A 13574-nucleotide genomic window follows, 5' to 3' on the forward strand; every position below is an offset into this window, starting at 1 on the left:
CGGGGCCTAGGTGTCTTGAAATGACGGCCTGTTGGGTTCCGGTGGGGACGTGCCAGATCCGGGCCGTACGGTCGTGCCCGGTGGTGGCGAGCAGGGTGCCGTCGGGGGAGAAGGCGCAGGCGACGGCTTCGGCGTTGTGGCCGGTCAGGGTACGGACAGGATCGCCGGTACGGGTGTCCCAGAGGCGTACGGTGCGGTCGTGGCTCGCGGTGGCGAGCAGTCGTCCGTCGGGGGAGAATGCGCAGCCGGTGACGGGGCCTAGGTGTCTTGAAATGACGGCCTGTTGGGTTCCGGTGGGGACGTGCCAGATCCGGGCCGTACGGTCGTGCCCGGTGGTGGCGAGCAGGATGCCGTCCGGAGAGAAGACGCAAGCTGCGACAGCGCCAGCGTGGTCGGTGAGGATCCTGACCGGGCCGCCGGTCGCGGAGTCCCAGAGCCGGACCGTCCCGTCGTGGCTGGTCGTCGCGAGGAGCGTCCCGGTGGGGGCGAAGGCGCAGTCGCTCACCCCGTTGACGTGACCGGTCAGGACGCGGACGACGCCCGTGCGCGGCTGGTCCGGGAGCGGCCAGGCGGGGGCGAGTTGGGGCGAGGACAGCGCGCTGCGGTAGGAGGTCACCAGCGGCTCCAGGTCGGGGACACCGGAGAGGTATCCGTAGAGCGTGGCTTGAAGCACCGGTGGCGGGTCGCCGGGGGTCAGCAGATGGGTGATGGAGCCGAGGGACTGCCGCAGCGAACGGGCGAGGCCGGTGGGCACGTCCGCAAGGTCGGTCTCGGCGGGCACCGAGGAGCCCAGACGGGTCGACTTCGCCGCCACCCAGCGCAGGTCGCACACCAGGGCGTCGCGCTCGTCCGTCCGACCGGCCCGCGCCAGGTGGTACGGCAGTCGCTGCCAGAGATAGCGGGGCTCGGCGGGGAGGTCCCACCAGGGCGTGCCCGGTTCCGTCGGAGCGGGCAGAACTGCGGAGGCCGTACGGACCATCAGATCGTGGCGCCGGGTGAGCTCCTGGGCGGTGAGGCGGTGGCGCAGCCAGGAGCCCAGGACGTCGTGGAGACCGACGACCGGCGAGCCGTCGTGCCAGCGCGGCAGCACGAGCCGCATCCGAGCGAGGCGGGCGCGGAGCCGCTCGGCCTCGTCCGGGGACAGCCCTGCCGCGGTGCCCCACAGTCGGGAGAGCAGGTCGGCGGGCAGCGAGACGTCCTCGGGGAGGATCGCCAGGTCGAGATAGCGCTCCTGTTCGTCCGGGGTGAGCAGGCCCAGGCTGGCATCCACGGTGGCTGTGACGGCCTGCCCGCGGTCGCCGGAGTCCGCCAGGTCGACGTCGAACGCGGCCGGGCCCGCGGACTCCAGACGGCGCAGCACCCAGCGGGCCGCTTGCGCTGGGTCCGCGCCCTCCGTGAGGCGTTCAAGGAGTACCCCATTCACTAGGCTGAGCAGCAGCGGCCACCGCCCGGTGACGGCCACCAGTCGGGCGAGCAGGTCGGAGGGCAGCGGGCCCGTGCCGCCGGTGAGCGCGGCGGCAGCCTGCTCGGTCGTCATCGCGTCGACGAGGATCGAGACCCCTCGGCGTGGTGCGACGCCGGTGTTGCGGGTGGTGATAAGGCGGCGGCAGGTCCGCCCGCCGACAAGGAATGGGGCGAGCTGCTCGGAGCGCCACACGTCGTCGACCACGAGGAGCACCGGGCCCCGGGCGTCGACGAGTTCGCCGAGACGCCCGCCCGCCGCCTGGGGGTCTGTCGTCGTCACGCCTTCGCCGGACAGCACCTCGCACAGGCCGCCGACCAGTTCGGCCAGCCGGGCGCCGCGGCTATGCTCGCCGACCGTCACCCAGAGCAGGCCGCCGGTGAAGTGCTCCGCTGCCCTCGGGTCCTGGCAGAGTATGGCGGCCAGAGTGGTCTTGCCGAAGCCGCCAGCGCCCTCGACCGAGGTGGTCAGGGTGGTCGGTCCGGCGTCGTCGCGGGTGACGGCGTCCCACAGGGCCGCGTAGAGGTCCGGCCGGGGGACGGGCGGTCCGACGAGGGCCGGTGACATCCACGGCCTGCGGGGATCGGGTCTCGAGGGGAAGACGTTGTACTGAACGGCATGGTCGCCGATCATGACGCCTTGTGCCCAGCGCGCGTCGATCGAGGCACCGCGCGGATCGTACGTAGCCACAAGCCACCTGGCTTCCCCGTTGACTGCCTTTGGCCCGAAGGCCGGCATCTCAGATGGTAGTACCCGTGAATAGGATCGATGAACTCGTAGGCTGGGTAGGCTACTTGATCCGTCAGGAGGTGACGCCGAGTAGGGGTCGCTATGGGTGACGTTGATGCCGAGGCGGTGGACGGCTTCGATGGCATCGGCGTGCGCGAGGCCGGGGCGGCGATGACGGCCTCTTCGATGACGGTGGTGGGGTAGTTGAGGGTGACTACGGTGTGGACGGCTTCGCCGGTGCTGTATTCGGTGGCGAGGCCAGCACGGGCGAGGTTGAAGGCGCCGGGGCGGTTGAGGAGGCCGTTGAGGTCGATCTCGGCGAAGGCGTCGATGTCGCACTTGGTGTGATGACCTCGTTGCTGCGGTGGGCAGTCACTACACGGGCGGAGCGGCTAGAGGAGAACCTCGTACCCCGGCCAGCCGTTCCAGGAGGCCGGGCAACTCCTCACGTGCGGGCTCCGGCCGGTCGCGGAGCTGGTCAAGGGCAGGGGGATCAGCGATGATGTGTCGGCAGGCACGGTCTTCCACTCAGGCCATGGCAGCGTAGAGAACTCCATGATCTTGGAAAGCGTGCCTGCCTCCGTTCCGGGACCGACCAGCCGACAGACCATCACGAACCGGACGCCATCCGACTATGCCGAAGCCCTGCATCGAGAGCCAGCTTTCCGTCTGACCAGGCGAGGGTGCGCTCGGCGACCCAACGGTGGGCATTTAGGTCGGAACCGTGGGGTGCTCCGCAGTGGGCGATCAGCTTCCCCGCGAGGCGTTGGTACCTGTCGTGGTCGTAGCTCCGGTCGGCGCGCGGGACATCCGGTCCCCGTCGTGGCCGACTGGCCAGGCCGGCCACGACGCGGACCTGCGCGCGCGGGGGCAGCAGCTGGGTGACGTCGCAGCGGTTACTGCCGGTCAGCGACACCGCGAGCGGGATGCCTTGGCCGTCGACGAGGACGTGGTGCTTGCTGCCCGGTCGCGCGTGGTCGAACAGGCTCAGGCCGATTTTGGGCCCCGCCGGGTGGCCCGGCCGTGACGGGAGTCGGGCACCGCCCCGGACCAGTCCACCTGTCCGGCCAATCGAACTTCCGCAGGACCAGGTGGAGCCGCTCCCACCTGGCGGCCTCGTTCCACGCCGGGAGCCGCCGCCAGCGGGTCCTGCCCGAGCCGAAGCCGAACTCCGCGGCCGGGCGGTACATCCAGGCTGGTTGACACGGAGGCGCTCTGGGAGACCGCGGCCGCTACGGTTGGGACCGCCTCAGGGCGCAGAGCGTATGTAAAAGAACTCCACCTGTAAGGGTTGCTCGAACGGGGCGGCGAGTGCGACCCGATCGGCAGCCCGCTGCCGGGGCCGGCAGCGGGCCGGTCAGGCCGTGGTGGCGGTGAAGTCGGTGAGGAGTCGGCCGACGGTGTCGGGCTGGTCGAGGTGCAGCGGGTGGCCGGCCGTGGGGACGACGGCGGAGCGGGCGAGCGGGCTGAGGAGGGCGGTGGCGGCGGCGTGTTCGCTGGGCCAGAACTGGCTGTCCGCGCCGGCCACGATCAGGGCCGGCGCGGTGATTCCCGCGACGGTGTCGCGCCAGTCCTGGCAGGCGTGGTCGAAGAGCAGCGGGTAGGTGTCGGGGGTGATCAGTCGGCTCAGGCCGCGGCCGCCGGCCCGGCGGAGCAGCGCGTCGGTGGCGGCCTGGTCGGGCCAGGGGCGGCCGTGGCCGGTGTCGACGGCCTCCGGGCGGAGGAAGAAGGTGCCGAGGTTGTCGGCCGTCAGACCGTAGAAGCCGTAAGGCCAGTCGGGGCTGTTGACCATCCTGGGGGTCTGGTCGAGGGTGACGATCCCGGCGAGGCGCCCGCAGCCGAACAGGCTGACGTAGGACCAGATGGTGGCGGCGCCCATCGAGGAGCCGACGAGCGTGACGTCGTCCAGGCCGAGGTGGGCGAGCAGGTCGTGCAGGTCCTTGCCGTGGCGGGCGATGCGCTGGCCGTGGGCGGGCCGGTCGGACCGGCCGTGCCAGCGGCGGTCGAAGGAGATCACCCGGTGCCCGGCCGCCCGCAGCGGTGCCCACTGCAGGGCCCAGCTGTCGGCGGGCGCGCCGTAGCCCGCGATCAGGATGACCGGACGGCCGCTCCCCTCGTCCTGGTAGTGGAGGGTGGTGTTGTCGCTGGCGACAAAGTGCGGCATGGCTGCCTCCGGGGCGTCGGGCGGTGAGATCGGCTGAATCCAGCCTGTTCGCGCGGCATGCGGTTGGCCATGGTGGTCGGGACAGCGGCGGTCGGGCCAGAATTGTCGGTGTGGACAAACCAGTGGATGAGGGAAGCGTTCCGGCGGCCGACCGTGACCCGCGCGCCCGGGTGCTGGCCGCACTGTCGCTGGAGGAGATCGCCGCCGGGGCCGCCGCCACGGTCGTCCGGGAGATCCCGGCCTACCACGGGCAGGACCCCGACCGAGTCCGGGCGGAGCTGCTGGTGGTGCTGGCGCCGGTGCTGGCCTCCCTGCGGGAGGGGCGCGAGGCCACCGCCGAGGAGCAGCGGGAATTCGCCGCCTTCGGCTCGCTGCGGGCCGAACAGGGCATCGGGCTGGAACCGCTGCTGGAGGCGTTCCGGCTGACCACCCGCCGCGCCTTCGACGCCCTCTACGAGCAGATCCGGCGCGCCGACGCCCCGCAGGCCGGGCTGGAGCTGGCCCGGGACTTCTGGGACGGCTGCGACCGGGTGTCCGCGGCCGTCGTCCAGGGGCACCGGACGCGGGACCTGGAGAAGGCCCGGGCCGCCCAGGAGCACCGCACCCTGCTGCTGCGCCAACTGGTCACCGGCGACCTGCCGACCGACTACCTGGCGACGGCCGCCGCCGCGCTCGGTCTGGACCTGCGCACCGAGTACCACGTCTGCCACGCCCGGCCCGGGGCCGGGCGGACGATCGCCGCCGTGGAGTGGGCGCTGCGCCCGCACACCGTCGCCCTGCTCGCCGAGCCGGGCACCGACCGGGTCATCGGCCTGGCCGTCCGGCCGTTCCCGGTCGCGGTGCCGCTGCCCGCCGGGCTGGGCCCGGCGCGCCCGCCGGGCCGGCTGCGCGAGTCGCTCGCCGAGGCCGAGCGGGCCGATGAACTGGCCGTCGCCTTCGCCCTGGACCGCTGCGTCCGGGCCGAGGAACTCCCGTTGCACCGTGCGGTGTTGACCCTTCCGGCGGTCGGCGGACAGCTCGTCGAACGGTGCTTCGGGCATACCACGGGCGAGCGCCGCACCACCTTGGTGCGCACCGTGGACGCCTACCTGGCCGCCGACGCCAACGCCGAGCAGGCCGCCGCCGCCCTCTTCGTCCACCCCAACACCCTGCGTTACCGGATCCGCGGGCTCACCGTCGCCACCGGCCTGGACCCCGCCCGCACCGAGGACGCCCTGGCCCTGTGGTGGGCGGTGCGCCACCTCCAGGCGACCGGCGAACTCGGCTGACCCGCCGCGCCGCCTGGGCCGCCACGCCGCTTGGGCCGTCCGGGTGAGGCCCGTGCGTGCCGCGGGCCGCCGCCCGTCCGTCGACCCGAGGATGGGCCGGTCCCCGACCCCGCCGCCCAGGCCAGGAGGCCCCGTGCCCACGATCACCACGAACGACGGCGTCCGCCTGCACTACTACGACGAGGGCGAGGGCCGGCCCGTCCTGCTGGTCCCCGGTTACGGCGCGGGTGCCGACGACTGGGCGCTGCAGTGGGCGCCGCTCCGGGCGGCCGGGCACTGGGTGATCTCACTCGACCCCCGGTGGCAAGGGCGATCCGACCGCCCCGCCTGGGGCCAGCGCATCGCCCGGCGCGGCAAGGACCTGGACGACCTGATCACCGCCCTCGACCTGCGCGGCGCCGTCGCCGTCGGCCAGTCGATGGGAGCCAGTACCGTCTGGGCCTACGTCAGCCTGTTCGGCTGCGGCCGCCTCGCCGGGATCGTCACCGTCGACCAAACCCCGAAGATGGTCAACAGCCCCGACTGGCCGTACGGCTTCTACGGCCTGACGGACGGGAACCTCGGCACCTTCTTCGGCACGCCGGACTGGTTCGCCACCGGCCGCGGCCGCTCCTGGCCCGACCCGGCCGAGCTCGACGCCGCGCTCAAGGCGGCCGGCGGCCGCGGCGCCGAGAACCTGATCACCCCCGAGACCTTTCCGCTGCTGCTGGACCACTCCCGGCAGGACTGGCGCGACACCGTCGCCCGGGCCGACGTCCCGGTGCTGATCACGGCGGGCGCCGAGAGCCAGTTCTGGCCCGCCGAACACGCCGCCGCCACCGCGGCCCTCAACCCCGGTGCCGACTCGACCGTCTTCGAGGGCGCGGGGCACACCGCCCACCTGGACCGGCCGGACGCCGTCAGCGCCTGCCTGGCCGCCTTCGTCGCCTCGCTGTGAGGCGAGGGCCTACGTCGTCGGGGTGGCGCGCAGGCCTTCGAGCAGGGTGGTGAGGTAGCGCTGCGCGGTGGCGTGGCGGGCCGCGGGGGAGCCGCCGCTGATGTTCACGGCGTGGGCGATGCCGCACATCAGCGGGACGAGGTCGGCGGCGGCGAGGTCGGGGCGGACCGTCCCGGCCCGGTGGGCCCGGTCGAGGAGGGCGGTGCCGGCCTCGGCGAGCGCCTGCCGCAGTTCGGTGGTGCGCGGCAGGGCGTTCTCGGCCGCCGCGGCGACCGGGGGCAGGGCGGCGTCGGTGACCTGGGCCTCGACGACCCGGGCCAGGAAGGACTCCAGCCCGCGCCGGGGGTCCTCGTCGGCCAGGGCGAGCCGACCGTGCTCGGCGAGGGCCTCCAGGCAGGGGGTGGCGACGGTCTCCAGCAGGGCCTCGGGGGTGGCGAAGTGCCGGTAGACCGTGGCGACGCCGAGCTCGGCCCGGCGCGCGACGTCGTTGAGCTGCAGCGGGATGCCCTGGTCGACCAGGTCGCGGGCGACGGCGACGATCCGGTCCCAGTTCCGGGCGGCGTCCTTGCGCAGCGGTGGCATCGTCATGAGTGGGCGGTCCAGGTCGCTCGTCGGGTGGCCCGCACGGCAGCTGTCGTGCGGGGTCGGCATCCGATCATAGGCGGGACGGCGAGCTCGTGATCTTCCGGTGCGGGACGGCCGCCGGGCCGACCCGCACCGGGCGGGTCAGACGTCGTCCTGCTGCGGGCCGAGGAAGTCGGTGATGAGTTCCAGCCACCGGCTCGGCTGCTCGACGAAGGGCAGGTGCCCGGTGGCGAGTTCCGCGGTCCGCGCGCCGGGGATGGCGGCGGCCAGTTCGTGCTGGAGGGAGACGGGTGTCAGGGCGTCGCCGGTGGTCACGATGACGAGGGTCGGCGCGGCGATCGCGGCCAGGTCGGTACGGACGTCGGTGCGGCGGACCAGGTCCACCTGGGCGGCGGTGCCCGTCGGGTGGGCGGCTGCGGTCCGTTCGGCGGCGGCGCGCACCTGCTCGGGGGTGAGGGAGTTCAACACCGGTGCGCTCAGGGCGAGTCGGGTCAGGAACTGGGAGAGCAGGAGGTGCTGGCCGGACGCGTGGAGCTGCTGCCAGATCGCGGCGGACAGGTCGGTGCGGGTGTCCGGACGGGCGAAACCCGCGGTCAGCACCAGCCGGGTGACCCGCCGGGGGTGGCGGACGGCGACCCGGATCGCGACCGGGACGCCCAGCGAGTATCCGCAGAGGGCGAAGGCGTCGATCCCTTCGTCGTCCGCCGCGGCGACCAACTGGTCGGCGAGGACGTCGAGTTCGAGCGCTGTGGGGGAGTCGGGGGTCAGGCCGGAGCCGGGGTAGTCGACGCCGACGACGGTGTGGCGGGCGGCGAGGCCCGCCATGATCGGCCCGAAGTTGGCCTCGATGCCCCCGCCCGCGCCGTGGGCGAGGAGGAGGCCGGGGCCGGAGCCGTGGACGGTGCGGGCGTAGCCGGTCGAATTGGCGGTGCTCATGGTCGTGTCCTTGGGTGACGGGAAGTGAAGTGGGCTAAGTGGAGTGGGCTAGCCGCGCGCCACGGGCGCGTGGGCCTCGCTGAGGCGGCGCACGGCGGCGGCCAGGCGGGGGTCGGTGGCGGGGCGGAACGGGGCGACGGGGTGGGTGTCGGGGCCGATCACGAGGCCGGTCCGACCTTCCAGGGCGGCGTCGGTGGCGGCGACGATCGACGGCCGGGCGGCCACCGAGGCCGGGCCGGAGGTGGAGCGTTCGAACCTGCGGCGGACCAGTGGCCACAGCAGCCGCAGGGCGGGCGAGACGATCCTCGGGTCGGTCAGGGTGCCGTCGGTCATCGCGGTCGCCGCGCCGCCGGGGTCGGCGGCCAGGACCGAGACGCCGGTGCCGTCCAGCCGGGCGGCCAGGTCGAGGGTGTGGGCCAGGTTGGCGAGCTTGGCGCGGCCGTACCAGTGGAAGCCGTAGTAGCCGCCGGGCGGCTCGACCCTCTCGAAGGCCCGCTTGGCCACGCCGACCGCTGCCGAGGTCACGTTGACGATCCGGCTCGGGGCCCCGGCCGTGAGCGTGGGGAGCAGCAGTTCGGTCAGCAGGTACGGGGAGAGGTGGTTGACGACGAAGGAGGCCTCGACGCCGTCCAGTTCCTGCCGCCGGGCGAACATCGCCCCGACGTTGTTGACCAGGACGGCCAGCTGCCGTCCGGGGGCGGTGTGGTCGGTGGCGATCCGGTCGGCGAGGGCGCGGACCTGGTCCAGCGAGGCGAGGTCCGCTACCAGGAAGCGGGCTGGGTGGGTCGGGCCGGTGGCGTTGATCCGCTCGACCGCGCCGGCGCCTCGTTGGGCGTTGCGTCCGACCACGGTGACCGCGAGGCCGGCGGCGGCCAGCCCCAGGGCCGTCTCCAGACCGATGCCGCCGGTTCCGGCCGTGACCACGGCTGTCTTCGTCATGAGCTCCTCCGCCCGTCAAGAAATCGGATAGGTCATCCGCTTGATCGGGACACTAGCAGATATGTGGATGACCTATCCGTTTGAATGACTGGCGGCGGCCCGCACCCCTCGATCGGAGTGTGGGTCGTTCGGGCTTTCCGGAAGCAGCTCGATCGACTGTTCGGCGACACGCCCGCGCCGTACCGGCCCTGACGGGTGGTGACCACGACCGCGCGATGCGACCGCGCCCCGGTGGGGAGGCCTCGGGTGCGGCGGGGCGGGGCGCCCACCTGCGCGTCGGTCGAACCGCGGGGATCCCCCGGCCGTGTTCGATCGGGGTCGGGGCGTTACGTCGAGCGGATCGCGGTGACGTAGGGTGATAGGAGATCAACGGGGCGCAGTCGCACGCCGCTCGGTGGCCAGTCCCGCGCGCGTTCGTCGTCGCACCCCGTTCCGTCCCGCCCGCACCGGGCCCCCGCAGGCGCGTCGACGGCGCCCGCAGACAGGAGAGTCGAGTTGTCGTCAGAGAGCACGCAGGGCACGCCGAACGCGCCGAGCACGTCGAACGCCCAGTGGATCCAGGGCGGTTCGGCCACGTCCGGTGTGTCAAGAGCCGATCTGCTGCTGGACGGACGCTCCCTGACGGTCAACCAGGTGGCCGAGGTGGCCCGGCGGCCCGAGGCCTGGCGGGTGGCGCTCGCCGACAGTGCCGTTCATCGGATGAAACGGTCGGTGGATCTGAAGAACGCGATCGTCGAGTCCGGGCGGCGGGTCTACGGCGTGACCTCCGGCTTCGGGGACAGCAACACCCGGCAGATCTCGGCGCCCAAGGTCGAGGCGCTGCAGGCCAACCTGATCCGCGGCTTCAACTGCGGCCTCGGCCCGACGGCCGCCCCCGAGGTGGTGCGGGCGACCGTGATCGCCCGGGCGAACTGCCTGGCCCGCGGCAACTCGGGGATCCGGTCGGAGGTCGTCCAACTGCTGCTGGACTGCCTGGAACAGGACATTCTGCCGGTTGTCCCGGAGCGCGGCTCGGTGGGAGCCAGCGGCGACCTCGTCCCGCTCAGCTACCTCGGGGCCATGCTCACCGGGCACGGCACGGTGCTGCACCGGGGGGAGACCCGGCCCGCCGCGGAGGCGCTGGCGGCGGCCGGCCTGGAGCCGGTGGTGCTCGCCTCCAAGGAGGGGCTGGCACTGGTCAACGGCACGTCGTTCATGGCCGCCTTCGCCGTCCTGGCGCTGCGCGACGCCACCGAACTCGCCCACGCCGCCGACCTGTGCACGGCCCTCGCCTCCCAGGTCCTGAACGGCAACCCGCGCCACTTCGACGCCTTCGTGTTCGACCACAAGCCGCACCCGGGCAGCGCCGAGTCCGCCCGGACGGTGCGCCGGCTGCTCGGCCGGGACGGCGACGGCCCGTTCGTGGGGGACCTCGACGAGCAGGCCGACCCGATGCCCGACGGGACGGGCTACCGCCGGCTGACCGAGCCCGTCCAGGACCGGTACTCGATCCGCTGCGCGCCGCACGTCAACGGCGTGCTCCGGGACACCCTCGCCTTCGCCGCCGACTGGACCCACGTCGAGATCAACTCCTCCAACGACAACCCGCTGTTCGACACCGACACCGGGGCGGTCGTCAACGGCGGCAACTTCTACGGCGGGCACATCGGCCAGGCGATGGACTCGCTGAAGACCGCCGTCGCCAGCGTGGGCGACCTGCTGGAACGGCAGTTGCAGCTGGTGGTGGACGAGAAGTACAACAACGGCCTCACCGCGAACCTCATCCCGCGCTTCCCGGACGACAGTTGGGAGGCCGGCCTGCACCACGGCTTCAAGTCGATGCAGTTGGCCGCCTCCTCGCTGGTCGCCGAGGCGCTCAAGCTGACCATGCCCGCGACCTCCTTCTCCCGATCCACCGAGGCGCACAACCAGGACAAGGTCAGCATGGGCACCATCGCCGCCCGGGACGCCCGCACGGTGGTCGAGCTGGTGCGCCAGACGGCGGCGATCCACCTGCTCGCGCTCTGCCAGGCCGCCGACCTGCGCGGCGTGGAGCGGCTCAGCGGGCAGACGGCCGCCGTGCACGCGGCGGTGCGCGCGGTGTCGCCGGTGATGACCGGCGACCGGGGGATGGAGCGGGACATCCGCCTGGTGACGGAGCTGATCGGGTCCGGCCGGCTGCGGGCGGTGGCGGCCGGGGGCTGAGCCCGTACCGATGCCTGAACCCCCCCGCGGGCAAGGGGGAGTTCAGGCATCCCCAGGACTACTCCGTGGGCTTGCCGAAGTGCTCGATGACCGCCGCGTAACCGTCGGCGGCGTGGCCGCGGGCGGCGACCGCCTCCATCACGGCCAGCAGCTGCCGGGGCAGGTCGGGGTTGACGCCCCGCCGCTCGCTCTCCCGCAGGAGGTGGACGGCCCCCGCCAGGTGGGTGCTGAGCGCCGAGTCCTCGGCGGTGTAGTCGCCCTCGTCGATCTGCCGGGCGTAGCGGTTCACGAAGGCGCCCATGCCCGCGAACAGCAGCTCGGCGGTCGGTGCGAACTCCGTGGCGCCGATCCCGGCCGTGCGCAGCATCGCGGCCGCGTGCAGGAAGCCGTTCAGGCCGGACCACAGCACGCTGAGCATCGCGACGTCGTGCAGCGAGGCGAGCCCCTGGTCCGTGCCGAGGTGGACCGGGCTGCCGCCGAGCGCGGCCAGCGTCGCCTGATGGGCCCGGAAGGCCGGCTCGGGCCCGCTGTAGAGCACGACGGTCTCCGGCCGGCCGATCGTGTCGGGGGTGGCCAGCAGCGCGCCGTCCAGGCTCTGGGCGCCGTACCAGCTCACGGCCTCGGCGACGTCGGCGGCGTCCTGGGAGGTACCGGAGGTGACGTCGACCAGGACCCGGCCGGCCAGGGCGTCGCCCGCGGCGTCCAGAACCTGGTGCACCGCGCGGTGGTCGTTGAGGCAGAGCACCACGAGCGGCGCGGCCGCGACCGCCTCGGCGGGGGTCGCGGCGCGCCGGGCGCCCCGGGCGGCCGGGCCGTCGGCGCGGGCGGCGGTGCGGTTCCAGACGGTGGTGGGGTGCCCGGCGGCCAGGAAGGCGTCGGCGAGCGCCGTGCCCATCAGACCGAGGCCGAGCACGGCGACGGGGGCGGGCGCCGGGGCGGGCGCTTGGGGCGTGGTCATGGGGTCTCCCTCTGGTGGGCGGTGGTGAGGACCGCGGCCGGGCGGGTGCGGTGCGGTCCGTTCAGCAGGCGCACCATCGGCTCCTCGACGGCGACGTGCAGCAGCCAGGCGGCGGCCAGCGATCCGGCGACGAGGACGACGGTGAAGAGCAGCGGGCGGAGCCCGTCGGCGGTGCCGTACGGATCGAGCAGGGCGTCGCCGTGCTCGATCACCAGCAGGTGCGTCAGGTACAGCGCCATGGACAGCACCCCCAGCCGCTCGGCGACCGGGTGGGCGAGCCAGGACGGCCGGCCGAGCCGGTCGGCGTTGGCGGTCCCGACGATCAGTGCGGCCAGTGGGAGGACGGTGATCGCGGCGATGCCGAACATCAGTGGGGCGATGTGGTCGAGCGGGTAGAGCAGCGCGAAGGCGAGCGCGCCGTGCCACGTCCGGACCCGGTCGAGCCGCCCCTCCTGGACCAGCCGGGCCAGCACCACGCCCAGCAGGAACTCCGGCATCCGGGCCGGCGGGAAGGTGTAGCTGAACCAGATCTGGCGCTGGGTCACGCCGAGGCCGAACGGCGGCCCGTCGAGCAGCGGTGGTGCGGCCGTGGCCAGCAGCGGGACCAGGACGAAGGCTGCGACGGCCGCCGCGGCCCAGTACCGGAGCCTCTCGGGGCGGATCACGGCCGCGCGCCGGGCGACGACGGGGAACAGCAGGTAGAAGGCCAGGTCGCAGCAGAGCGACCAGGACACCCCGTTCACCCCGGGGTCGAGCAGGTCGAAACCGGGGGACCAGGTCTGCACGAGCAGCGCGTTGGGCAGCCAGGCGTGCAGCGGCACGGCCTGCCCGGCGGCGGCCAGCAGCAGCACGCCGAGGGCGAGGGTCACCAGGTGGCTGGGGAGGATCCGGGCCACCCGGCGGCGCCAGAACACCCGGACGGACTGGCCGGGTCGCCAGGCCCAGGCCAGCAGGAAGCCGCTGAGCAGGAAGAAGAACGTCACTGCGGCGAAACCCAGCCGGAGCAGGACGGCGTTCTCGCCGTGGCCGTGCGTCCAGATCAGGCTGGAGTGCTGGGCGACCACGGCGGCCGCCGCGAGGAAGCGCAGACCGGTGAGCGAGGGCAGCCGGGTCGTTCGGCCGAGTGCCAAGAGCGTTCCCGAGGTGTCGGAGCGGGTGGGGGAAGGCGTGGTGATCGTAACCGAACTTGCTGGCGGGGCAGTTGATTCGACGCCAGAAAAAAGGAGAATGGCCGATTGGCTGTTCTGAATACTGTCCCATGGATGCTCTGCATACTTTCCAAGCGGCAATGTTGACTGCGGGTCAGATCTGATAGAGATCGGCGTATCCGGCTAAGGTGCGTGCGCGATTGTCCGCCGTCGCGCCGCCCCCGCCGCCCCGCCCGATCCAGGACCGGAGACCCCCGTGGCCGA

Annotated in this window: 10 protein-coding genes; 3 read left to right on the top strand and 7 right to left on the bottom strand. The window is 73.3% G+C overall.

The genetic code is table 11. The features are described from left to right. Nucleotides 1–2152: NB-ARC domain-containing protein (locus ABTZ03_RS23320; protein ID WP_350514977.1), on the bottom strand; the 2152-nt coding region annotated here is incomplete at its 3' end. Between the two features lie 1396 nt (nucleotides 2153–3548). Beyond that, on the bottom strand, nucleotides 3549–4355 hold the full coding sequence (locus ABTZ03_RS23325; protein ID WP_350514978.1) for an alpha/beta fold hydrolase: 807 nt from the start codon (nucleotides 4353–4355) through the stop codon (nucleotides 3549–3551). 110 nt (nucleotides 4356–4465) lie between these two features. Between ABTZ03_RS23325 and ABTZ03_RS23330 the strand changes: the two genes are divergently transcribed. Both ABTZ03_RS23330 and ABTZ03_RS23335 read left to right on the top strand, forming a co-directional pair. Continuing rightward, the gene (locus ABTZ03_RS23330; protein WP_350514979.1) at nucleotides 4466–5623 is read left to right on the top strand and encodes a helix-turn-helix domain-containing protein; all 1158 of its coding nucleotides are present in this window, start codon (nucleotides 4466–4468) and stop codon (nucleotides 5621–5623) included. Nucleotides 5624–5756: 133 nt separating this feature from the next. Further along, the gene (locus ABTZ03_RS23335; protein WP_350514980.1) at nucleotides 5757–6560 is read left to right on the top strand and encodes an alpha/beta fold hydrolase; all 804 of its coding nucleotides are present in this window, start codon (nucleotides 5757–5759) and stop codon (nucleotides 6558–6560) included. Nucleotides 6561–6569: 9 nt separating this feature from the next. On the opposite strand, the gene ABTZ03_RS23340 is transcribed toward ABTZ03_RS23335, so the two are convergent. From ABTZ03_RS23340 to ABTZ03_RS23350, 3 genes are all read right to left on the bottom strand, one after another. After that, nucleotides 6570–7148 (bottom strand): TetR/AcrR family transcriptional regulator, encoded by a 579-nt coding sequence (locus ABTZ03_RS23340; protein ID WP_350514981.1) that lies wholly within the window; start codon nucleotides 7146–7148, stop codon nucleotides 6570–6572. A gap of 138 nt (nucleotides 7149–7286) precedes the next feature. Beyond that, nucleotides 7287–8081 (bottom strand): alpha/beta fold hydrolase, encoded by a 795-nt coding sequence (locus tag ABTZ03_RS23345; protein WP_350514982.1) that lies wholly within the window; start codon nucleotides 8079–8081, stop codon nucleotides 7287–7289. A 48-nt stretch (nucleotides 8082–8129) separates the two neighbouring features. Next, a complete protein-coding gene (locus tag ABTZ03_RS23350) occupies nucleotides 8130–9020 on the bottom strand; it encodes an SDR family NAD(P)-dependent oxidoreductase (protein ID WP_350514983.1) in 891 nt (296 codons plus the stop codon). A 495-nt stretch (nucleotides 9021–9515) separates the two neighbouring features. On the opposite strand from ABTZ03_RS23350, the gene ABTZ03_RS23355 reads away from it, so the two are divergent. After that, nucleotides 9516–11204, top strand: a complete 1689-nt coding sequence (locus ABTZ03_RS23355; RefSeq protein WP_350514984.1) for an HAL/PAL/TAL family ammonia-lyase — start codon at nucleotides 9516–9518, stop codon at nucleotides 11202–11204. Nucleotides 11205–11262: 58 nt separating this feature from the next. Here ABTZ03_RS23355 and ABTZ03_RS23360 read toward each other — a convergent pair whose 3' ends face one another. Together ABTZ03_RS23360 and ABTZ03_RS23365 are read right to left on the bottom strand one after the other, a co-directional pair. After that, a complete protein-coding gene (locus tag ABTZ03_RS23360) occupies nucleotides 11263–12162 on the bottom strand; it encodes an NAD(P)-dependent oxidoreductase (RefSeq protein ID WP_350514985.1) in 900 nt (299 codons plus the stop codon). Beyond that, nucleotides 12159–13292, bottom strand: coding sequence for an acyltransferase family protein (locus ABTZ03_RS23365; RefSeq protein ID WP_350514986.1), 1134 nt, complete (start codon nucleotides 13290–13292; stop codon nucleotides 12159–12161). Before ABTZ03_RS23365 ends, ABTZ03_RS23360 begins: the two co-directional genes overlap by 4 nt. Nucleotides 13293–13574 lie beyond the last annotated feature (282 nt).

It is taken from the genome of Kitasatospora sp. NPDC096077, from assembly GCF_040303245.1.
In the GTDB taxonomy this organism is placed as follows: domain Bacteria; phylum Actinomycetota; class Actinomycetes; order Streptomycetales; family Streptomycetaceae; genus Kitasatospora.